Genomic DNA, 21,880 nt, shown 5'->3' with positions numbered 1-21,880 from the left:
CGCTACCTCGGGCTTTGCGTCAGAAAATTGCGCAACAGGTCGTGGCCGTGCTCCGTCAGGATGGACTCGGGGTGGAACTGTACGCCCTCTACTGCCAGTTCGCGATGGCGCAGGCCCATGATTTCCTCCCGCTCGCCGTTTTCTGTTTCTGTCCAGGCAGTGATCTCAAGGCAAGCCGGAACGCTGGCCTGCTCGACCACCAGGCTGTGGTAGCGCGTGGCCGTGAACGGCCGGGCAAGATCCCGGAATACACCCTCGCCGCCATGGTAAATCGCCGAGGTCTTGCCGTGCATGACGCCGCTACCGGCGCGCACCACCCTGCCGCCATAGACCTGCCCGATGCACTGGTGGCCCAGACAGATACCCAGCAACGGAATACGACCCGCGAAAGCCTCAATGGCGGCCATCGACACACCGGCCTGGTCCGGCGCACAGGGGCCCGGGGAAATCACAATACGCTCCGGCGCCATGGCCTCGATCTGTGCAACGCTCACCTCGTCGTTACGCAGCACAGTGACATCGGCGCCGAGCTCGCCCAGGTATTGCACGACATTCCAGGTAAAGGAGTCGTAGTTGTCAATCATGAGAATTCGTGGCACTGGGCCCCCTTTCGTTTTCCGACCGCGCCTATAACCCCGTCACATCGGGCGTCAAACCCTCGCCGCCGGGCGTCACCATACCGCGGTTTCGCACGCAACTCGACGCTGCGAGTGTGCGGCGCAATGATATCACCGCTTCCGGGGCCAGCCGGGGAAAACTCCCGCTGGACAGACGCAGCTCGCCGGTTAGGTCGATAAAACGACATGTCATGAACCAGGTCAGGCTGCCAGGGGCAGGTCTGCAGCCAGAGCGGGCATTGCTGGCGAATCTCTGCGGAGATCACGTCACGATCTCCGCGGAGTCGCCATTCAACCGGATATCGAAGCAGCCGCGGTGGAGCTGCCGATGGTGGAACCGACACAGGGTCACGAGGTTGTCCAATCGCGTTTCCCCACCCTCGGCCCAGTGCCGGATGTGATGGGCATCGACGAACTCGGATTCCTGGCAGCCGGGATACTGACAGACCCCGTCCCGCTCACGCAGGGCACGACGAATGTGCTCCGGTACGATTCGCGATCTGCGGCCCACATTCAGCACCTTGCCTGCATCATCCTCCAGCACGGTTACCAGCGAAGCATCGCAACTGACCCGCCGCGCGATAGTCGGCGACAGCCACGGTTTATCCTCATAGTGTGCCCGTCCGTGCGTACAGCACATGCCGGAGCGTTGCTCGCGCAAGGTATTGAGATCTACATGCATGACCACCTGACACCGCTCCGCGCCCTTCAGTGCCTGCAACCCACGGCAATCCGGACCGGTGGCGAGAAAGTGCTCAACCATGTTCATCAACGCATCCGCTCGTATCTGGTTCATGTGCTGCGAAAACGTTTCTGCAGAGATTCTCTCCTCCGCACGCGCGTACGCCAGGTGATCCGGCAGGGGTTCGCCTGCGCTGTTCTTTGAAGCTGCCTGTTCGTCCGATGATTGCGCCTGCGCCCGCGCCCCGCACTGGGACCGGGACTGGGAGTCAGTTGACTCCACGGCTTGAACCTCGCGCCGCTGCAGAATCTTGCGGGCGACCGCCTGCATGCGTGCCTGCTGCTTCGCCTTCCACTCGTCCTGCCGCGCCTCTTCCAGGGGTCGGGCCACGGCCTGCAGCGCCTTCATGACCAGTTGCCCCTGCTCCGGGGGCAATCTGGCGTGAATAATCCACATACCGTCCTCGTCCTGGAACCACCAGAGCTCGCGGGCCAGTTCACGCGCGGCCTCGGCATCCAGCGCCGGCGGCGCATCGCTGCAGCGCGCATCGTCTGAAGATCCTGGCCCAGACTGCGCCTCGGGCGCCTGCGCTGCAGGCTCTATCTCTTCCGATGCGAGGTCCAGCAAGCCCGCCAGTCCGGGTTCGGGCACCGGCTCATACCGCCCCACCAGTCTCTCGAGGTGGCCGGCACTGTTCTGCTCTGCCAGATTCACCATGAAGCCCTCGTTCTCCGGCGTGGCCACCCGGGTGATGGCACGCACCTTGGAGTAGGAAATACCGCCCCCCGAGAACGCCTCGCTGATCTCGGGCAACACGGTCAACTGCCGGGCCACCCGTACCTTTTCCCGCGCCGCTCCCAGTGAAATGCCACAGCGCGCCGCCAGCCAGTGGGCACAGGAACGCATCGCTCCCCCGGCGCGCCAGCCGCCACAGCGATCAAACTCGGCAATCATCTGCAGCAGACGGTGATTCGCGGAATTGATCTGCGCCGAGAGCAGGGCTATCGCCTGGCCCAGCTGCACACCATCGAGCCGATGGCCACCATTCCCCACAAGCGCATGCATGCCCATGACACACCTCAGTACTGTATGTATATACAGTACTATTAGCTGGTGATCGCCACAGACCCAAAGACGCTGATCTGTCAAATTCGTCCACACGACGCGCCGCCCCCTCGAGCAGGCAGGCGGCCACCCGGACAGACGCCTTCGAGCAACCCGGACCTCCCCACCTGCGCCGAACTGTGCCACTATTATCGCCTCCCGACACGCCAAGACAGCAGATGCACTTCAATCACCGGCACATCGAGAACATGGTCAGCGCAAGCACGCTCAAGCGCGGCAAGGCCTACTATCTGCAGGGCAGGGTCAACCTGGTCAGTGTCATGCAGGACACGATTGTGGCGGAAGTCCAGGGGTCCGGCCGGCATATCTATACGACCTATCTCTACATGGAGCACGGAGACCTTTACGCAGACTGCAGCTGCCCGGTAACTCATGACTGCAAACACGGCGTCGCCACGGCGTTCGCATGGCTGGCGGACGGTGCGTCAACAACCCGGGCACCCTCGCCGCTGGATGCCTGGTTCGACAAACTTCAGGAACAGCACTCCGCAGACCCTGCCGCGCCGCAGCCTGCCCGCCATCATCTGCTCTACACGCTGCGCTGGGGCGCGGGCCACACAGACCTTGATGTGCATAAAGCCTATCTTCGCAAGGACGGACAGTGGAGCCAGATGCAGCGCTATAACGCCGATGCGGGCTACCTCGGTTATTTCCGCCCGGATTTCATGCATGCCGAGGACGAAACGCTTCTCGAGTTGCTCAGGCCCTTCCGCCACAGCTACGGCTACCGCCTGCAGAACGACGTCGGCGGCAGAGCGCTGCAAAAGGCCCTCCACACCGGACGCCTGCATGTCGAGCATTTCCCCCAGGCCCTGGTCAGAGGACCGCAGCGCAGGGCACTCTGGCACTGGGGCGAGCTGAAAGACGGCATGCAGCTGCAGTGCCAGCCCGAGGGTCTGGAAGAGTGGCACATCATCAACACAGAGCCACCCCACTACGTCGACCCGGCGCGAGGCGAGGTCGGCCTGCTGGATGGCCCTCTGCCATCGCGTCTGCTGTGCCTTTTGCAGGACATGCCGCCGGTACCCCGCGAGCAGATGACACGGGTAGCCCTGCAACTGCGGCAGCACTTCGATCGCGAGCAACTGCCGCTCCCCGAAGAGCCGGAAGTGACCGATGTGGATACCCCGGTGCCACAGCTCACGCTGGTAGCAGCGGATAGCCGGGACGGCATCCGCGTACCCGGCCTGCTGCTGGATTTCCACTACGGCCCGGTGCGCGTGTCACCCGATTATGTAAAGCAGGATGCCACCGACACCCTGCACGAAATCGATGGCCACTCCTGGCGAGTGCAGCGCGACTGGGAGCAGGAGACGGCTTTCTGCGACCGGGTCGCGGACCTCGGGCTGGCGCTCGACCCCGGCATCGGCTCGTGGTCGCATGTCTGGCTGCCGGATGTGGCGGCACATGTCGGCGAAATACTGCCTTTCTGGCGCCGCCTGGAGGCAAATCGCTTCCCGGAACTGCAGGCCGCCGGGTGGCATATCGACACCGACCCAAGCTACTCGCTGCCCACAGAACCGGTGCAGGTGGACACGATCCTGCGCGACGGCGAGCGCCACTGGTTTGACTTTGAGCTCAAACTGAGCGCAGGCAACCGGCAGTTGTCCACGGACGCCGTGGTCGGCGCCTGGCTGGAAATGGGGGCGCCGGAGGAGTTCATGCTGCCGCATGAGTCCGGCTGGCTGGAGATTGATACCCGGTCGCTGCGAGCGCTGCGCGACCTGATCGAGTCGCTGTTCGGCGAGCATTCCCTCAACGGACCTTTGCCTTTGCCGGCGTTTCGCGCGGCGCAACTGCCAGGGCCGGACATCCTCGAGGACCGCGGAGCACCGCTCACGCGCAAGCTGGCGCAACAGCTACGCGAATTCCAGGGCCTGCAGCCGGTTCCTGCATCACCCCAACTGCAAGCTACCCTGCGCCCGTACCAGCAACAGGGGCTGGACTGGCTGTATTTTCTCTTCAGCCACGGATTCGGGGGCATCCTCGCCGATGACATGGGCCTGGGCAAGACCGTGCAGACGCTGGCACTTGTCCAGCACCTCAAGGATTGCGGCGAGCTCACCGGGCCCGCGCTGATCCTTGCGCCTACCAGCGTTGCCGGCAACTGGCTGCGGGAAATCGAGGGATTCTGTCCCGGCCTGCGCAGCCTGCTGATCCATGGCCCCACGCGCCACGGCTCTTTCGCGCGGATTGCCGGGGTCGACATTGTCATCACCACCTACCCCCTGCTGCTGCGGGATCATGAGCAATATGCAGAGCACGCGTTCAGCCTGCTGGTGCTGGACGAGGCACAGGTGGTCAAGAATCCAGGCACAAAGCTCGCCCGGCGCGTTCGCTCGATACGGGCAGGCTGTCGCCTTTGCCTCACGGGTACGCCGCTGGAAAACCATCTGGGGGAGCTGTGGGCGCTGATGGACGTTGCCCTGCCGGGCCTCCTCGGCGGACAGCAGGCCTTTCGCCAGCAGTTCCGTCTGCCCATCGAGGAACGTGGCGATCGCGAGCGCCAGCTGCAGCTGGCCACGCGGGTCGCGCCGTTCCTGCTGCGCCGCACCAAGGCGGAGGTGGCTACGGAACTGCAGCCCAAGACAGAGCTGGTGCAGTACGTGGAGCTCGCCGGTCAGCAGCGGGCGCTGTATGAAAGCATCCGCATGAGCATGCAGAAGCGCATCCGCCAGCTGGTCGCCAGGCAGGGCATGGCGCGCAGCCATATCCAGTTTCTCGACGCCCTGCTCAAACTGCGCCAGGCCTGTATCGACCCGCGCCTGGTCAAGCTCGACAAGGCAGCAGACATCCGCGAAAGCGCCAAGCTCGCCTGGCTGCGCGAGAACCTGCCGCAGCTGGTCGAGGAAGGCCGCAGGCTGCTGGTGTTCTCACAATTTACCCAGGTGCTGTCACTGGTGGAGGAAGAACTCAAGCCACTGCACATTGCCTACAGCAAGCTCACGGGCCAGACCCGCAAACGCCAGGAGGCCATCGACCGATTTCAGAACGGTGATGTGCCCGTGTTCCTGATCAGCCTGAAGGCCGGCGGTAGCGGACTCAACCTCACCGCCGCGGATGTCGTCATCCACCTCGATCCCTGGTGGAACCCGGCGGTGGAAGCCCAGGCCAGCGACCGCGCCTACCGGATTGGCCAGGACAAGCCCGTGTTCGTCTACAAGCTGATTGCCGCCGACACGGTCGAGGAGCGCATACAGACGCTGCAGGCGCAGAAACGCGCTCTGGCCGATACCCTGTTCAGCGATACCGGCGCTGCGGGCCTGCCGCAGGATGGCGAAAGCCTGCTGGCGCTGCTGGAGCCGTAGCCGCGGCGCATTTTTCATTTCAACAGTTCAATCATTGTTGTAGAGTTGAATCATGGAAAACACGGTCGCAACCCGCATGTTTGAAGCCCTGTCCTCCGGCATGCGGCTGGATGTCTACCGCCTGCTGGTGAAACAGGGCCCGACAGGCATGGTGGCGGGCGAGATTGCCGCCGAGCTGGGTGTCCGCCCCACCAATCTGTCCTTTCACCTGAAATCGCTCACCCATGCCGGCATGGTCAGCGTGGTCCAGGAGGGCCGCTACCAGCGCTATCGGGCCAATATTCCGGTCATGCTCGATCTGGTGGCCTATCTCACGGAAGAGTGCTGCGGCGGTCAACCCGAGCTTTGCGGCGCGCCAAGTGGCCAGAAGCGCAAGGAGCACACGACCGCGTAGCCACGCAATCTGTCTCAGGCCGGCCACAAGCCTTACACATCCTCACAAAAACCGCGTCATCAGGAGTTCATGCATGAGCACGGAGTCACCCATCGGATTTTTCGAGCGCTATCTCTCTGTGTGGGTGGGGCTGTGCATCATCACAGGGCTCATCCTCGGCACTTTATTGCCCGACACCTTCCAGTTCCTGGCGGGCCTTCAGTACGGCTCGGTGAACTTCCTCGTCGCGGTGCTGATCTGGTTCATGGTCTACCCCATGATGGTGTCGGTGGACTTCGCCAGTCTCAAACGTATTCATGAACGTCCGAAGGGGCTGGTGATCACGCTGGTGGTGAACTGGCTGATCAAGCCCTTCACAATGGCGGCGCTGGGTGTGCTGTTCTTCGAAGTCCTGTTTATCGACCTGATCGACCCGGCAAATGCCAGCCAGTATATCGCCGGCATGATTCTGCTTGGCGCCGCGCCGTGCACGGCCATGGTGTTCGTGTGGTCGCAGCTGACACGGGGCGATGCCAACTACACCCTGGTGCAGGTCTCTCTCAACGACGTCATCATGATCTTTGCCTTCGCGCCGATTGTCGCCCTGCTGCTGGGAGTCACCGACATCCGCGTGCCCTGGGAAACCCTGCTGCTGTCAGTGGGGCTGTACGTCGTCATTCCGCTGGTCGCGGGCGCGCTGACCCGGCTGCAGCTCACGCGACAGGCAGACCCCGGCACACAGGGCGACGCGCAGATCGCCCGCTTTATCGACACGGTCAAGCCGTTTTCCATTCTGGGACTGCTGGGCACGGTGATACTGCTGTTCGGCTTTCAGGGGCAGGTGATTCTCGATCAGCCGCTGCTGATTGTGCTGATCGCGATACCGCTGCTGGTACAGTCCTACGGCATCTTCGCGCTTGCCTACGCGGCCGCCTACCTGTGGCGGGTGCCTTTCAACGTGGCAGCGCCCTGCGCCCTGATCGGTACGTCAAACTTCTTTGAGCTGGCCGTTGCCGTGGCCATCGGCCTGTTCGGACTCAATTCCGGGGCGGCGCTGGTCACCGTGGTCGGCGTGCTGGTGGAGGTGCCGGTGATGCTGTCGTTGGTGGCCTTTGCCAACCGCACCCGCCACTGGTTCCCCGCGGCGGCAGATACCGGCAGCAGCTAGCGCTCTCTGGATGTCGCCATGGACGCCGCCCTGAGCACCGCCCTGGCCTTGTTCAGGGTCTCCTCCCACTCACTGGCGGGCACGGAGTCTGCCACTACTCCGGCGCCCGCCTGAACATGCAGCTCGCCATCCTTGATCACCGCGGTACGGATCGTGATCGCCGTGTCCATGTCGCCGGCCCAGGACAGATAGCCCACCGCACCGCCGTAAACGCCACGCTTGACCGGCTCCAGTTCGTCGATAATCTGCATGGCGCGGATCTTCGGTGCACCGCTCAGGGTACCCGCCGGCAGCGTTGCGCGAAGGACGTCCATCGCTGTCTTCCCCGGAAGCAGGCGGCCGGTAACATTGGAGACGATGTGCATGACGTGGGAATAGCGCTCCACCAGCATATTCTCAGTGAGGGTCACGCTGCCGGTCTCGGCAATACGCCCGACATCGTTGCGGCCGAGGTCGATCAGCATGAGGTGCTCGGCGATTTCCTTGGGGTCGGCCAGCAGCTCGGCCTCCAGCGCGGCGTCTTCCGCCTCGGTGCGTCCGCGCCGCCGGGTGCCGGCGATCGGTCGCACCGTGACCTCGCCTTGCTGCAGGCGCGCGAGAATCTCCGGGGATGAGCCCACCACCTGGAAGTCATCCAGGTCGAGAAAATACAGATAGGGAGACGGATTCAGGTTGCGCAGCGCGCGGTACAGATTCAGCGGCGGCGCGGTAAACGGCACACTCAGGCGCTGGGAGGGGACGACCTGCATGACATCCCCGGCGAGTACGTACTCACGAACCGTCTCTACTGCGGCCTCGAAATCCTCGCGTTGCAGGCTCGAGCGTGCATGGCTCTCCAGCGCTGCCTCGTCGCGCGCGTCAAGGTCGACGGCGGGCAACTCGGGCATCTGCCGGGGCAGCCGCGCCACCAGCTCGCTGAGGCGTGCCTGTCCCACGGCGAGGGCATCGGGCTCGGCGGGATCCACATTCACCACCAGGCGCAACGTGCCGGCGAGGTTGTCGAACACCAGCACCTCGTCCGACAGCATGAGCAGGATGTCCGGCGTACCCATCACATCCGGCGGACAGCTGGCTGCGAGCCGGGGCTCCACGTAACGCACCGTGTCATAGCTGAAGTAGCCAACCAGCCCACCGTGAAAGACCGGCATGTCGGGCAGCGGTGCGCAGCGGTAACGGCCCGCGTAGGCCTCAATAAAGTCCAGCGGATCACCCACCTCATGATGCTCGCGGCGGGCGCCGTCGTGCCACTCCTCTACCCTGTGGCCGCGCACTACAAGGCGGGTGCGACAGGGCAGCCCGATAATGGAGTAGCGACCCCACTTCTCACCCCCCTGCACCGACTCGAACAGATAGGAATAAGGACCCTCGGCGAGTTTGCGGTAGGTACTGATCGGCGTCTCGACGTCGGCAAGGACCTCACGGCTGATCGGAATCCGGTTGTAGCCCTGCGCCGCAAGGGCACTGAATTCATCCGGTGTCATGGCGGGGCCCCTGTTTTTGCGTTGGTGTTGCACGGATTTTACGTTAGCCCGACGTTCATCTGGCGCGGGCCTGTGTTTATTCCGGCGGGAGTCTAGCATTCCCGACGCAACAGAGTGCTGGCGGGTCCATTGGGACGCCACACTTGCGGTCAACGTGACACAAAGCACTCATGGCGTGTTTTCGTCTAGTGCATTACCAGCCCGCCCGGATCGCCGCGCAATTGACCACTCTCCTTCACCCATTCTGGCCACACGGCAGTTGGCCACTCGCCACGCTGATACTGCCGGTAAACAATACCCAGCCACTGGCGAAGCTGCTGTGCCGGCAGCTTTACCGCTGCCTGCCTGGTCTGTTCGCTCTTGAAGGTAAGCACCACGGCGTCCTCACCCGGGGCGACATCCACCACATCTACCAGCCAGCTGGTGAGGGCTGACTGCGCCTGCACCGGCAGCTCACCTTTCATTTGTGCCCCTGCGGCCTGCTGGGCAAAACCCTGGATGGCTTCAGTCTGCGTGGCCCGGACAGAGGGAATGGTAGACACACCCGCTGTCTGTCTCTCGAGCCACGCTATCAAATGCGGCACAAGTCGATTAAGCAGTCGCTGGGTTAGCCACAGCACCACGGTGTCGCCATTGGCGAGCTGCGCGCTCAGGCGCAGGCGATCTTGAGCTTCAATGTATTCGGTGGTGCAGCGTTCAAACATGGCTGTCATTTGCGGACGTCCTGACACGGGCCTGCCTTGCGATGCAGATATCCGGGTATTGATAGATCACTCTATGGCTCCACGCAGCGCTCGGCTGGCTGTCATGGCTTACGTCATTGAACAATAGCGGCAGCTCCGGGACTGGGCAACCCAGTGCCGTTGTTATGGTGCCAGGCAAAGCGCTTGCGCCCTCACTCACCCCCTATTAATCTAGCCATACCGGTACGCGAGCATTCCCGCCTCTCTACAGAAGGACAGGTTTCCCTTGTTGATCCAACTCGTATATTGCAGCAAGGCACGGCACGAGATTACGCCACAGCAGACGCAGGATATTCTGTCCGTATCCCGCAAAAATAATGAGGCCGCGAACATCACCGGCTGTCTGTGCAACAACGAACAGTATTTCGTGCAACTCCTGGAGGGCAATTACCGGGAAGTGAATGACATGTACAACACGATAACAGGTGACGACAGGCATCAGAAGGTCACGTTATTGACGTATCACTCAACCAAAACCCGACTTTTCCCCAATTGGTCGATGGAACACATATCTGACGATCAATATATCAATGACCTGTTAAGAAAGTATGTAGACAATGGTAGCTTGCTGGAGATCGAATTATTTGGCCAGGCCTGCATCGCTTACCTGAAAAATTCAACACGCTGACCACGGCTGACATCATCCGATCAGTTTGATCGCGGCGGCGAAATCCGTGGGCTTTCCAAAAAGATAGCCTTGCTGATAATCAATGTTGATTTCACTGACGCAGTTTTTTTGCTCACTCGTTTCAATACCCTCAGCCACGGTCATCAGGTTGCAGACAGACGCCAGTTGTCTGCTTGCCTTCAGCAACTTGAAGGACTGGGCGTTATTGTGAATGTTGTCGATGAGGGTTTTGTCGAACTTGACAATGTCGATTGGCAGCGCAGTGAGGTATTTCATCGAGGAGTAGCCCGAGCCAAAATCGTCCAACGCAAGCTTGAAATCATGTACCTTGAGCCTGTCCAGCGTCTGGATCAGGGCTTTCTCATCCTCTATGTAGCTCTCCTCGGTCATCTCAACCCAGATTTTACTGGCATCCAGACCTTTTTCCCGGACCTCGTTAATCAGATAATCGACGGTTGTGTCGTCCAGTAACTGTAATGGGCTGAAGTTCAGCGTCATGAACAGATCGCGGTCTTTTTGCTGAAAACGCTGCAAGTCGCCCAAAGCCTGCTCGATGACCCGAACGCCAATCGGGATAATCATGCCCGTCTGCTCGGCAACACCAAGAAACTTCAGCGGCGGGATAATTTCGCCATCGGCCTTCAACCAGCGACACAACACCTCAAAACCACACACCGAATAGGTCCGGGAATCGGTGATTGGCTGGTAGTAATTAACGATCTCGTTCTGTTTCAGTGCCTGATAGATATTCTGCTCGATCGCCAATCTTTCATCAGCCTTGTTCATCAGACCGCGATTGACGAACTTGTAGCCATTCCCCCCGTTATGCTTGGCGTCGTACATTGCCATATCGGCGGCACGCATCAGTGAGGAACGCGTGGAGTCGACAGCGGAGATGGCAACGCCGATGCTCGTTGGCACGTAAAAATTGTAATGTTCAAAGGAAATAGGCAGCTGAAAAGCCCCGACAATATTGGCCGCCATCTTCTCAATGGTGTCGAAGTCACCGTCCTGAATGAGCATGGTGAACTCGTCACCGCCAAGCCGTGCAACCACACTGCCAGGGATTTCAAGTGACTTCAGGCGCCTGGCCACTTCCTGGAGAACCTTGTCACCCACATCATGGCCGAGTGAGTCATTGATAGTCTTGAAACGATCACAATCAATCAATAACAGACCCACCGCGACATTCTGGTCTAACAGAAGGTCGATGCGACTGGTGATAAAGTGCCGGTTGGGCAATTCCGTGAGCGTATCCAGCGACACCAACTTGGCAAGGTAGCGCTCGTTCATTCGCAACAGATAACGGATAAAAACCGAGCGCAGATTCTTGGCATTCAGAATATCGAAGTTCGACCACGGCAGAGACTGGTTCTTGGTATATTCCCGCCATTCCTTGAACGAACGCCTGGCATGCAGACGGCCATCATCGGCTTCGGAATATTCCTGCTTACGGCCTGCCCACCTGACCAGCTTTGCCCGCTCGTACCGGAAAACCGCAATGAACGAGGGCCGATCAGACGGAAGATTGATCAACATCAGGCCGCAGATGCGGCTGTCTCCGGCAAACATTTCCGGCCAGTCTTTCGCCAGATTTGAAGAATAGAATACCTGCGAGTTCGATAAACGGCTGCTATCCAGGCCCTGCGTAATCAAGTCAATTTTCTCGTGCAGCAGACCACTGGCAAAAAGCGGCTCGCCGTTCATCGCAACGTAAATACCGTCGCCATCCAGAACATGCAGTATCGACGCCGCAACATCGTCATAGTTTACCTTCTGCTCGTTATCAAAAAGGTGCACGTTAATCAGGTTGCGGATATCCTGACTGCGCTCCGTGCCAAGAGCCGCTTCAACGCGATCCAGCAATTTCACATAATCGGAGCATATAAAGCTCAACTGATTGATGACTTCCCGGGAACGCAGCTCACAGTAGCGCGGCTCATAGTGGTGCATGATCAGCATGCCGAACAGCTTGTTATCTTTGACGATGCTCATGGTCAAAGACGCCTCGATACCCATATTGGAGAGATACTCGATATGGATGGGCGACATGCTGCGAAGATTGCTGAAACGCAGGTCCAGCTGATAATTGCTGCTGTCCTGGAGCATGGTGTTGATGGGAACAGGCTCGGAAAGAATGCTGGTTATTATGCGGCAGCGATTCTGGACATAAAGGTACCGGGCAAACTGGGGAATATCGCTAGCCGGATAATTCAGGCCGAGGAAGGGTTCCAGGTGATCCTGCTTCGCCTCTGCGACGACCTCGCCGTGGTCGTCATCATCAAATTTGTAAACCATGACCCGGTCGTAGTTCAATTTTTCGAAAAAAAACAGCACCATCACTGTCGCCAGATCATCAAAGCTCTGCGCCCGCAGCATTCTTGTTGTAAACTCGGCAACAACGTCTTTACCATCGACATCGAACGCTGCCGATGTGAAATCTGGCGGTAAAAATGGCTGGAACTCGATAAACAGCAGGCCGCCATTCTCATGACATGAGGCCTGGACGGATTTCACTCGCGGCGAGTGAATCTCAAGGTCGTAGTAGGTTTGTGAGTTGTGGACGGGTGATGTCAGCGCCTGTCGCAGCATCTCGAGCGAGTGTTCTGAAATCAGTGCATCAAGCGGCTGCCCCAGCAGGATCCCGGGTTCTATACCCAGGTGCTGGCTCGTGTTTTCGCTGAGAAAATCGATGGTCTGGATTCCGTTCGTGGTGAGCTCACTGACAACGAGCACGCCATGACTCTGGATATGCCCGATAAGATGGATAGGCTCTCTATCACAATTATCAAGCGTGACCTCCTGATCGCCATAAGCGATTGCGCTGTTGATTTCCTGCTCTATCTTCTTGAGGTAATCTGTCACGGTTTTTCACTGAATCCGCATGTTTTCGCGGTTTCCAGAATATAGTCAAAGCTTTTGATGGCTCCCTTTGTTACCTCCTCAAGGGCCACGTTGCCAGTGGCAATCTCCTCATTCAAGACGCTGCGAAATGTCTGCCACATCGGAAAAATTTGCTGACCATAAGGATTCAGGTAGTGCGTCCACTCGAGCGCTGTTTTGCCGTGCATTTTCAGCATGGCTTTTTGAATGATATTGCCGCCCAGGGTGGAGCCTTCGCTCACGTACAGGCAACCATAGAATTCGTCGAGTGACGTCAACAGCAGAGACGGACGGTTTGCCGTATTGTCACAGGCGGTTTCGGTGCCTATACCAAGCCTGCGCATATCACGCTCTATCAGCGGCAAACGATTTCGTCGAGTCAACGCCAATTGAGCCGCCACTTGTGACCCGTATCGGGCGGTGTAGGCAGCCACCTGCAGCTGAAAACGATGAAACACCCCCAGAACCCGCGCGTAGCTTTCCGTGGATTCGTAACTGGCAGGGAACGGCAGATGTCTCTCTACCGCTTTATGCAGCGCTGCAGTGTCACACTTCAGCTTGTCCAGTGGAGATTCAACCCTGGACTGCGCAACCTGATTCACGTCGGCTCCAACCTCATGCACAACATTGACGCGGAAGGCTCAATGCTGTCTGCTCCCCTCCACTGACGAGAAAGATAACCCCTGGTCGAATGCCCTGTCTACAGCGCTACCTTATGCAGCGTCAAGCAGGGCCGTTGACGACACCCTGCGCCTGCGACAGGGAAGCCATTGTCTACCGTAATGGCGCGACAACAGACAGGTCCCACACCCATCCGGCGAGCTTTGGCAGTCGGGGTTCAGCGCGTCGAATTCTGCCGGAGGCACGGGGTTGCCTTATCGGCCCGCCAGGGCGGCGCGCATGTCGCTGATCACGGCCGCGTAATCGGGCTTGCCGAAAATAGCCGAACCGGCAACAAAGGTATCGGCACCCGCCGCGGCCACCTCGGCAATATTGGCCGGGGTAATCCCTCCATCCACCTCCAGGCGGATGTCATAGCCCGACTGGTCGATGATGCGCCGCGCCGCGCGCAGCTTGTCCAGAGTCGCGGGAATGAAGGACTGGCCGCCAAAGCCCGGGTTGACGGACATCAGCAAAACCATGTCGACCTTATCGAGCACGTAGGTGAGCGCGTCGAGCCCCAGATGCGGGTTGAACACCAGCCCGGAGCGACAGCCGGCATCGCGGATCATCTGCAGGGAGCGGTCGACATGGGTGGAGGCGTCGGGATGGAAGGTAATATAGCTCGCGCCCGCCTCGGCAAAGTCACCGATGAGGCGATCCACCGGACTGACCATCAGGTGCACATCGACCGGGGCGGTAACGCCATGCTTGCGCAGCGCCTTGCACACCATGGGACCAATGGTGAGATTCGGCACGTAGTGGTTGTCCATGACGTCGAAATGCACGATATCGGCGCCGGCGGCGAGCACCGCATCCACTTCCTCCCCGAGACGGGCGAAGTCCGCGGACAGGATGGAGGGGGCGATCTGGTAGTCGGGCATGTCTGGGTCTCTGGCCTGGCGTTGATCTGGCGGTTGTCTGACTTGAATCAGCGCGTGAAGTCTACCATCCCCGATACGATCAGGTCCCGCCCGGCTCAGCCTGAGCCTGCACCTGTTCTCGCAAGGCTGCCAGGCGCTCGGGCGTGCCCACGTCCATCCACGCCCCGTCATGGCGCTCGCCGTGCAGCCGGCCATCGGCAATCGCACGCTCGAACAGCGGTCGCAGCGGCCCGCTGCGGGAGGCAGGGTGGGCATCGTCGAAGAAATCGCGGCGGTAAGCGCCCACGCCGGTAAAAGTGACGCTGGGTCGATCCGGCCCCGCGGGCACCACGCGCTCGCCGGAGAGGGCGAAGTCACCGCCGCAGTGGTGCGCTGGATTCGCCGCGAACAGCAGGCGCGCGCAGCGCGGCGGCAGGGCGCGGGCACGCGCCGCCAGCGCAGTGGCATCGAAGTCCATCCACACATCCGCGTTGACCACCAGGAAGGCGGGAGTATCCAGCAGCGGCAGCGCCCGCAGAATACCGCCGGCGGTCTCCAGGGGCCGGGCCTCCCGCGACCAGGAAATGCGCGCGCCCCAGCGACTGCCGTCGCCGCAGGCAGCGACGATCTGCTCCCCGAGGTGGGAGACATTGATGACCAGTTCGACAATACCGGCAGTCACCAGCCGGCGAATGTGGTACTCGATCAGCGGCACGCCGCCCACCTGCAGCAGCGGCTTAGGGGTGTGATCGGTCAATGGCCGCATGCGCTCGCCGCGCCCCGCCGCCAGAATCATCGCCTTGATTCCGGTCATCGCCTATGCACTGCCATGCTCGCTGCCGCTGTCACGATCCCCGGCAACGGCGCTGTCGACCGCCCGCCACCAGGGCTGCTGCTCTACCAAGGGCCGCAGTGAACCGCGGAACCAGCGCGCAAACTCCTGCACCGCTTGTTCGTCGGGATAGCGGTCGAACACCTCCTCCACGTAGGCCACCACCCGCGGCAGGTCGGCAAGATAGCCATCCTTGCCGTCGCGCAGATGCAGGCGCGCGAAAATGCCCAGCACCTTGATATGACGCTGCAGACCCATGAGGTCAAATGCGCGCAGGAACGCGGCGTCGGTGGCCAGTTCGTCGGAGAGAACCCCCGCGGCCAGAAAGGCGTCGCGCAGCGCCAGCACCCAGCTCTCGACGCGCGCCCTTGGCCAGCGCAGGTAGCAATCCTTGAACAGGGATGCGGCGTCATAGGTCAGCGGGCCCATGACCGCATCCTGAAAGTCGATCGTGGCCAGCTCTCCCCCCGGCAGCAGCATGAGATTGCGACTGTGGAAGTCCCGGTGCACCAGCACCTGGGGCTGGGCGAGAGCACTCTCCAGTAGCCGCGCGCACAGCGGCTCGAACACCGCCGGAGGCGGCGCATCCGCCGACGCCCCCAGCAGCCGGCGCACGAACCAGGTCGGAAACAGGTCCACCTCCCGGCGCAGCAGTTCGGCCGTGTACGCCGGGAGCGCCCCGGGGCCGACCCGGGGCACCCGCGCCGTCGCCAGCGCCACCAGCATCCGCGCGGCCTTGCCGTAGAGCGCGTCCGCCGCGGGCGCCGTCAGCGCCGGCAATAGCTGTACGTCACCCAGATCCTCCAGCAGAAAATAACCGCGCCGATTATCGGCGGCGATGAGAGAGGGCACGCGGACGCCAGCGCCCTCGAGCAGATGCCGCACGGCCAGAAACTCGGTGTTCTTTTCCTTTGCGGGGGGCGATTCGCACACAATCACGCTGCGGGCATCAGTGTGCACCCGGAAATAACGCCGGAAACTGGCGTCCCCCGCAACCGGCTGCAGCCCGGACAGCAGCGTCTCCGGCGCCAGGGCCTCGCCTATCCAGGGCATGAGGGCGTCGGGCACCGGCCGCATCAGCATCCCCTGCCGGGAACAGCAGCGTGCACGCTGCCGAGTTTTTGCCGGACAATCGCAGGGCGATGCTTTATCATCTCGGCCACAGGTCCTCCTCTGTCAATTTCCGGAATCAAAGAACGCACATCATCTCTGCCATGATACTGCCAACTGCTTTCCGTCGGACGCTGCGCCGACTCGTCCTCGGCGTCCTGTGCGCGACGCCGGTTGTCGGCTGGCCGCAGGATAGCAATGCGCCGGCCTGCGAGGCCAGCGCTGGCGCCGGCTGTGTGACAGCCCGGGCGGTAAGCGGCGAGGACAGCGACGGGAACGATGGCGGCGAGGACGACAGTCCCGCGATATCGCCCCCGGACGCCGCCGCGGCAGACAGCAGCCTGTCCCTGCGCGAGGAAGTGGTCGAATCGGAATATTCCCTCGACTGGGTGCCTTACGATCAGCTGCCGCAGGCCCTGCGCGATCGCGAGTGCCGCCTCTGCGGCGGAGCCTACGTCGATCCCAAGGCGGGCATGGTTGGTAGCGATCCCGGCACTTCCGACATCGAGGCAACGGCAACCCGTACCGAACTCGAGGGCGATACCGTGCGCATGCAGGGCGGTGTCGAGGTCACCCAGGGCTATCGCGACCTGCGCGGCGACAGCGCCAACTACGATCGCGAATCGGCGAAAGGTGAGCTCGAGGGCAACATCACCCTGCGCGAGCCAGGCATACTGCTGCGCGGCAGCCGCGGTGAATTTTTTTCCCGAACCGGGGAAGCCCAGCTTGAGAACAGCCAGTTTGTCCTGCATGAACAGCACATGCGCGGCAATGCCGCCCTGCTCAGCCGCGACGCCGATAATCTGATCCGGGTGGAGGACGGCTCGCTGACCTACTGCGCGCCGGGCAACGCCGACTGGCTGCTGGAAACCCGCCAGATGACCCTGGATCCGGACAGCGGACGCGGCGTGGCCCGCGGTGCCGTGCTCTCCGCCAGGGGCGTCCCGTTTTTCTACGCGCCTTGGATCAGCTTTCCGATTGACGATCGCCGGCGCACCGGCCTGCTGTTCCCCACCGCCGGCAACGACAGCCGTGGCGGTCTGGATATCACCGTGCCCTTCTACATGAATCTGGCACCGAACTACGACCTGCTGTACACGCCGCGTCTGATCCAGGAGCGGGGCACCAACCATGAACTGCAGGCGCGCTACCTGGATGCATCGCGCGGCGAGTGGCTGGTGGGCGGCAGCTACCTGCCCGACGACGAACAGTTTCAGGCCGACTTTCCCGGCGAGAGCGACACCGCCCGCTGGCTGGCCCGCGTGCAGCAGGACGGCCTGTACGGCCAGCGCTGGCGCTCGCGCATCGACTTTTCCGAGGTCAGCGACCGCAACTTCATCCGTGACCTGGAAACCTCCAACCTGGAAACCCGGCGCGAGGTGAACCTGCTGCAGCTTGCCAGCCTCGATTATCTGGGTGACGACTGGCTGGTGAATGTCGAGGCCCAGCAGTTCCAGTCACTCGCCGACGATATCCGCAACGATTACAAGAAGCTGCCGCAGATCACGCTGCAAAAGCGCGGCAACCTCAAGCCCTTCAGCCTCGATCCGATCCTGCAGGCGCAGTACTCCAACTTCGACAGCAGCGAGGACCTGACGGTGGGCCAGCGCCTGTATGCGGAAGCCGGCGTCGCCTACCCCATGCTCTGGGAGTCCGGCTTTCTGCGCACCACGGCCAAATACCGCTTTCTGAAGTACTCACTGGAAGACAACACGCTATCCGGGAACAACTCCCCGGGGGCCGCATCGGGGCTGGTGAGCATGGACGGCGGCCTGTATTTCGAGCGCGACTTCAGCGTGCTCAACCGGGGCTTCATCCAGACCCTCGAGCCGCGCCTTTACTACCTCTACAGCAGCTACGATGACCAGAGCGACCAGCCCGACTTTGACAGCGCAGAGCTCACCTTCACCTACAACCAGCTGTTCCGCGACACCCGCTTCTCGGGCCGCGACCGCCTGGATGATGCCAATCAGCTCGCCATCGGTCTTACCACGCGCCTGCTCGACGATCGCGACGGCCGTGAAATGTTCAACGCCAGCCTCGGCCAGATCGTCTATTTCGAGAATCGCCGCGTACGCGTCACCCCCGGCGCCCCGGAGCTGCAGCGCTCCAATTCGGAGATGGCCGGCGAGCTGAACTTTTTCCCCAATGACCGTCTAAGCATCAGGGCCAGCGCGCAATATGACGCATCAACCGGCAAGATGAACGCGGGCAACGCCCAGGCCAACTACGAGCGCAACGATGGCCACCTGATCAATGTCGGCTACACCTATCGTCGGCCGGTCACGCTGGTCGGCGATCAGCCGGTCACGGCGCAGGCCCACATGTCCACGTTCTATCCGGTCAACGATGAATGGCGGGTGTTCGCGGCCTGGAACTACAGCATGCAGGCCAACCGCAGCGTGGAAGATATGTTCGGCATCGAATATGATAGTTGCTGCTTTACAATTCGCTTACTGCATCTGCGCTATTTCGATACGGCGCGTGGTGCCTTTCCCGATTTCAACGCACCCAACCTCGAGCGGGAACGCGCTGTCCAGGCACAGTTCGTTCTCAAGGGGCTCGGCGGCGTTGGCAGCCAGGTCGAGGCACTGATGACAGACATGATCCGGGGGTTCCGACCACGTGACTATTAAACGCCAACTCCTGCAGCTCGGCGGCGCCTGCGCCACCGCGCTTGCGCTGCTTTTCGGGCAGGCGGCACAGGCCGAAACCGAAATGATCGACCAGATTGTCGCCATCGTCGACGACGACATCATTCTCGCCAGCGAACTGCGCGAGCGCCTGGCCACGGTTAGCCAGAACCTGAAGGCCCGGGGCGTGGAGCCACCGCCAGAGGACGAGCTGATCCGCGAAACGCTGGACCGCCTGGTGCTGGACAGCATCCAGATGCAGATGGGCGAGCGCTATGGCGTGCGCATCTCCGATGCCGAGCTCGACAGCGCCATGCAGCGCATCGCCGCCCAGAACCGCCTCACCCTCGACCAGTTCCGCCAGACCCTGGAGCAGGAGGGGCGTTCCTATGTCGCCATGCGCGAACAGGTACGACAGGAGATGATTCTGCAGCGGGTGCAGATGGGCAACGTCAACCAGCGGGTGTCCATTGCCGAACAGGAAGTGGAGAACTTTCTCGAGACCGAGGAAGGCCGGAAGCTGGTGGAGCCCGAATATCGGGTCATGCATGCGCTGCTGCCGGTACCCTCCACGGCGTCGAGCGACTTCGAGGAATCCGCGCGGGAACACACCGAGGAGCTGCTGGCTCGCATCCGCGATGGCGAACGCTTCGACGAAGTCATGGCCAGCAGCGAGGGCGAGTTCTCCTACACCGGCGGCGACCTGGGCTGGCGCAAGCGGGATGACCTGCCATCGCTATACCAGGACGTCGTCACGGATCTCGAGGTAGGTGACACCACCGACGTATTCCGCTCGCCAAGCGGCTTTCACCTGGTTCACCTCAGCAGCCTGCGCGGCGGCAAGCAGACCCAGGAGCAGACCCTTGTCCGGCATATTCTGGTCACCCCGTCGGAAATTCTCACTGACGAGCAGGCACGTGAAAAAATCGCCGGTCTGAAGCGCCGGGTCGAGGAGGAAGGTGCCGACTTCGCCGAGCTCGCTCGCGAGCATTCCGAGGACATCGGCTCTGCGTCCGAGGGGGGCTCACTCGGCTGGACCAGCAAGGGCCAGATGGTCCCTGCGTTCGAGAACATGATGGCCTCCACCGAGATCGGCGAGGTGTCTTCGCCCGTGCGCAGCCAGTTCGGCTGGCACATCATTCAGGTGGAAGACCGCCGCGTGAAGGACACCAGTCAGGAAGCACGTATCGCCCGCGCCACGGAATACCTGCACCAGCGCAAGTACGACGAGGAACTGGAAGCCTGGCTGCAGATGATCCGCGACGAGGCTTTTGTTGATATCAAGTAGGCCGGCTGGCCGCATCGGATGCTCCCGACGCCGGCAGCGGCGCGATCGGAACGGCGCAATTAACGCGGAAATGGCATGACTCATCCTATTGCCGTTACGGCGGGAGAGCCCGCCGGTATCGGCCCCGACATCCTGCTGATGACGGCGATGCAGCCGCAGCCCGTCCCCCTGGTCGCGATTGCTGACCGCGACCTGCTGGCGGACCGCGCGCGGTCGCTGAATCTCGATATCCGCCTGGTTGACGCAGCAGACCCTGGCGCGGCGACAACGGGGTATCCGGCGGGCACACTGGCAGTCAGACACTGCCCGCTGCGCAGGCCTGTGACAGCGGGCCAGCTGGACCCGCACAACGCGCCCTACGTGCTGGAAACCCTGGATATCGCCATTGCGGGCTGTCTGAGCGGTGAGTATGCCGCGATGGTGACCTGCCCCCTGCAGAAATCCGTGATCAACGATGCCGGCATTCCCTTCAGCGGCCATACGGAATACCTCGCGGAAAAAACCGGCACGCCGCGGGTCGTCATGCTGCTGGCCGCGGGCGGATTGCGGGTGGCGCTGGCCACCACGCACCTGCCGCTCGCCGATGTACCCGCCGCCATCACCCGGGACAGCCTCACTGCCACGCTTCGGATTCTCCATGCCGACATGCAGCGCCGCTTTGGTATACCCGCACCGCGTATCGCCGTACTCGGCCTCAACCCCCACGCCGGTGAGGGAGGTCATCTTGGCCGGGAGGAAATCGAGACGATTGCCCCTGTGCTGGAAACCCTGCGCAGTAGTGGCATGTCACTCATCGGGCCACTGCCCGCCGACACCGCATTTACACCACGTGCGCTGAAGGGTGTGGACACGGTGCTGGCGATGTATCACGACCAGGGACTGCCGGTCCTCAAATATGCCGGCTTCGGTTCGGCCGTCAACATCACACTCGGGCTGCCGATTGTGCGCACATCCGTGGATCACGGCACGGCGCTGGACCTTGCCGGTAAGGGCACCGCCGATGCGGGCAGCCTGGCCGAGGCGATCAGTCAGGCGGTCAGAATGGCGAAGACCGGATAACTGCCGTGCCTGGCGCCTCCAAAAAATCTCTGCGGAGACGCTTTTCGGTTATTAAATGTCCCCCATTGATAGCGACTATGTATAAACCCCAGCTTATGCCAGCCAGTCCTGCAGCTGCGGCACCACCATCACCAGCACGAGAATACCAAGCATCCACGTATGCAGTGCCAGTGTCCGGTCCTGCTTGCTGAAGCGCTGCTCGAATCCTGTCTCCTGCTTGCTAAAGCGTTGTTCGAATTTCGCGTCCTGTTCCACGAAGCGCTGTTCGAATCTCGCATTCTGTTCCACGAAGCACTGTTCGAATCTGGCGTCCTGCTCGATAAAGCGCTGTTCTAGCAGCCTGTCGGACTTAACCGAATAGTATCGACGTGGGATAATCCATGTCACGTGCAGTGATCGGGGCGCAATGATGGCAAACTTCGTAAAC

Annotated in this window: 17 protein-coding genes; 7 read left to right on the top strand and 10 right to left on the bottom strand. The window is 61.5% G+C overall.

From position 1 onward, the window contains the following. Positions 1–2: 2 nt before the first annotated feature. Both EV688_RS15555 and EV688_RS15550 read right to left on the bottom strand, forming a co-directional pair. Positions 3–584 carry an anthranilate synthase component II gene (locus EV688_RS15555; protein WP_117319450.1) on the bottom strand — a complete coding sequence of 194 codons (582 nt, stop codon included), beginning with the start codon at positions 582–584 and terminating at the stop codon, positions 3–5. A 295-nt stretch (positions 585–879) separates the two neighbouring features. Then, positions 880–2,364, bottom strand: coding sequence for an HNH endonuclease signature motif containing protein (locus EV688_RS15550; RefSeq protein WP_205686727.1), 1,485 nt, complete (start codon positions 2,362–2,364; stop codon positions 880–882). Positions 2,365–2,582: 218 nt separating this feature from the next. On the opposite strand from EV688_RS15550, the gene EV688_RS15545 reads away from it, so the two are divergent. The 3 genes from EV688_RS15545 to arsB all read left to right on the top strand — a co-directional run bounded on the left by EV688_RS15545 (position 2,583) and on the right by arsB (position 7,273). Continuing rightward, positions 2,583–5,732 carry a DEAD/DEAH box helicase gene (locus EV688_RS15545; protein WP_117319452.1) on the top strand — a complete coding sequence of 1,050 codons (3,150 nt, stop codon included), beginning with the start codon at positions 2,583–2,585 and terminating at the stop codon, positions 5,730–5,732. A gap of 52 nt (positions 5,733–5,784) precedes the next feature. Next, positions 5,785–6,126, top strand: a complete 342-nt coding sequence (locus EV688_RS15540; protein WP_117319453.1) for an ArsR/SmtB family transcription factor — start codon at positions 5,785–5,787, stop codon at positions 6,124–6,126. Positions 6,127–6,217: 91 nt separating this feature from the next. Next, a complete protein-coding gene (arsB, locus tag EV688_RS15535) occupies positions 6,218–7,273 on the top strand; it encodes an ACR3 family arsenite efflux transporter (RefSeq protein WP_205686729.1) in 1,056 nt (351 codons plus the stop codon). On the opposite strand, the gene trpE is transcribed toward arsB, so the two are convergent. Beyond that, on the bottom strand, positions 7,270–8,754 hold the full coding sequence (gene trpE / locus EV688_RS15530) for an anthranilate synthase component I (protein ID WP_117319455.1): 1,485 nt from the start codon (positions 8,752–8,754) through the stop codon (positions 7,270–7,272). The two genes, arsB and trpE, sit on opposite strands and share 4 nt — an antisense overlap. A 185-nt stretch (positions 8,755–8,939) precedes the next feature. Continuing rightward, positions 8,940–9,467, bottom strand: coding sequence for a hypothetical protein (locus EV688_RS15525; RefSeq protein ID WP_117319456.1), 528 nt, complete (start codon positions 9,465–9,467; stop codon positions 8,940–8,942). A 256-nt stretch (positions 9,468–9,723) separates the two neighbouring features. Here EV688_RS15525 and EV688_RS15520 point away from each other — a divergent pair, with 256 nt between their 5' ends. Beyond that, entirely contained in the window at positions 9,724–10,125 is a 402-nt protein-coding gene (locus EV688_RS15520) for a BLUF domain-containing protein (RefSeq protein ID WP_162883999.1), read from the top strand. A 12-nt stretch (positions 10,126–10,137) separates the two neighbouring features. On the opposite strand, the gene EV688_RS15515 is transcribed toward EV688_RS15520, so the two are convergent. From EV688_RS15515 to EV688_RS15495, 5 genes are all read right to left on the bottom strand, one after another. Further along, complete coding sequence (locus EV688_RS15515; protein WP_117319458.1) at positions 10,138–12,990, bottom strand: bifunctional diguanylate cyclase/phosphodiesterase; 2,853 nt, start codon at positions 12,988–12,990, stop codon at positions 10,138–10,140. Continuing rightward, positions 12,987–13,610, bottom strand: a complete 624-nt coding sequence (locus tag EV688_RS15510; protein ID WP_162884000.1) for a biliverdin-producing heme oxygenase — start codon at positions 13,608–13,610, stop codon at positions 12,987–12,989. The genes EV688_RS15515 and EV688_RS15510 overlap by 4 nt, the downstream gene beginning before the upstream one ends. 273 nt (positions 13,611–13,883) lie before the next feature. Beyond that, positions 13,884–14,552: a ribulose-phosphate 3-epimerase gene (rpe, locus tag EV688_RS15505; RefSeq protein WP_117319460.1), complete on the bottom strand. Its 669-nt coding sequence runs from the start codon at positions 14,550–14,552 to the stop codon at positions 13,884–13,886. Positions 14,553–14,631: 79 nt separating this feature from the next. Next, on the bottom strand, positions 14,632–15,345 hold the full coding sequence (gene murU / locus EV688_RS15500) for an N-acetylmuramate alpha-1-phosphate uridylyltransferase MurU (protein ID WP_338065958.1): 714 nt from the start codon (positions 15,343–15,345) through the stop codon (positions 14,632–14,634). Between the two features lie 3 nt (positions 15,346–15,348). Next, positions 15,349–16,440, bottom strand: a complete 1,092-nt coding sequence (locus EV688_RS15495) for an aminoglycoside phosphotransferase family protein (RefSeq protein WP_240624456.1) — start codon at positions 16,438–16,440, stop codon at positions 15,349–15,351. 137 nt (positions 16,441–16,577) lie between these two features. Here EV688_RS15495 and EV688_RS15490 point away from each other — a divergent pair, with 137 nt between their 5' ends. The 3 genes from EV688_RS15490 to pdxA all read left to right on the top strand — a co-directional run bounded on the left by EV688_RS15490 (position 16,578) and on the right by pdxA (position 21,453). Then, positions 16,578–19,109 carry an LPS-assembly protein LptD gene (locus tag EV688_RS15490; protein ID WP_117319461.1) on the top strand — a complete coding sequence of 844 codons (2,532 nt, stop codon included), beginning with the start codon at positions 16,578–16,580 and terminating at the stop codon, positions 19,107–19,109. Then, positions 19,099–20,394, top strand: a complete 1,296-nt coding sequence (locus EV688_RS15485; protein WP_240624457.1) for a peptidylprolyl isomerase — start codon at positions 19,099–19,101, stop codon at positions 20,392–20,394. Before EV688_RS15490 ends, EV688_RS15485 begins: the two co-directional genes overlap by 11 nt. Positions 20,395–20,469: 75 nt before the next feature. Further along, positions 20,470–21,453 carry a 4-hydroxythreonine-4-phosphate dehydrogenase PdxA gene (gene pdxA / locus EV688_RS15480; protein WP_117319462.1) on the top strand — a complete coding sequence of 328 codons (984 nt, stop codon included), beginning with the start codon at positions 20,470–20,472 and terminating at the stop codon, positions 21,451–21,453. A 93-nt stretch (positions 21,454–21,546) separates the two neighbouring features. On the opposite strand, the gene EV688_RS15475 is transcribed toward pdxA, so the two are convergent. Further along, a partial coding sequence (locus EV688_RS15475; RefSeq protein ID WP_207895410.1) for a hypothetical protein occupies positions 21,547–21,880 on the bottom strand: 334 nt, incomplete at its 5' end.

It is taken from the genome of Chromatocurvus halotolerans (genome assembly GCF_004340525.1).
Taxonomy (GTDB): domain Bacteria; phylum Pseudomonadota; class Gammaproteobacteria; order Pseudomonadales; family Halieaceae; genus Chromatocurvus; species Chromatocurvus halotolerans.
This window is presented reverse-complemented; position numbering and strand designations above follow the sequence as displayed.

Bases quoted from the DNA above. Each gene is read 5' to 3' on its own strand.
- trpE (WP_117319455.1), bottom strand. From the start codon at position 8,754: ATGACACCGGATGAATTCAGTGCCCTTGCGGCGCAGGGCTACAACCGG.
- EV688_RS15540 (WP_117319453.1), top strand. From the start codon at position 5,785: ATGGAAAACACGGTCGCAACCCGCATGTTTGAAGCCCTGTCCTCCGGC.
- rpe (WP_117319460.1), bottom strand. From the start codon at position 14,552: ATGCCCGACTACCAGATCGCCCCCTCCATCCTGTCCGCGGACTTCGCC.
- EV688_RS15555 (WP_117319450.1), bottom strand. From the start codon at position 584: ATGATTGACAACTACGACTCCTTTACCTGGAATGTCGTGCAATACCTG.
- EV688_RS15550 (WP_205686727.1), bottom strand. From the start codon at position 2,364: ATGCATGCGCTTGTGGGGAATGGTGGCCATCGGCTCGATGGTGTGCAG.
- murU (WP_338065958.1), bottom strand. From the start codon at position 15,345: ATGACCGGAATCAAGGCGATGATTCTGGCGGCGGGGCGCGGCGAGCGC.
- pdxA (WP_117319462.1), top strand. From the start codon at position 20,470: ATGACTCATCCTATTGCCGTTACGGCGGGAGAGCCCGCCGGTATCGGC.
- EV688_RS15545 (WP_117319452.1), top strand. From the start codon at position 2,583: ATGCACTTCAATCACCGGCACATCGAGAACATGGTCAGCGCAAGCACG.
- EV688_RS15490 (WP_117319461.1), top strand. From the start codon at position 16,578: ATGATACTGCCAACTGCTTTCCGTCGGACGCTGCGCCGACTCGTCCTC.
- EV688_RS15495 (WP_240624456.1), bottom strand. From the start codon at position 16,440: ATGCGGCCGGTGCCCGACGCCCTCATGCCCTGGATAGGCGAGGCCCTG.
- EV688_RS15525 (WP_117319456.1), bottom strand. From the start codon at position 9,467: ATGACAGCCATGTTTGAACGCTGCACCACCGAATACATTGAAGCTCAA.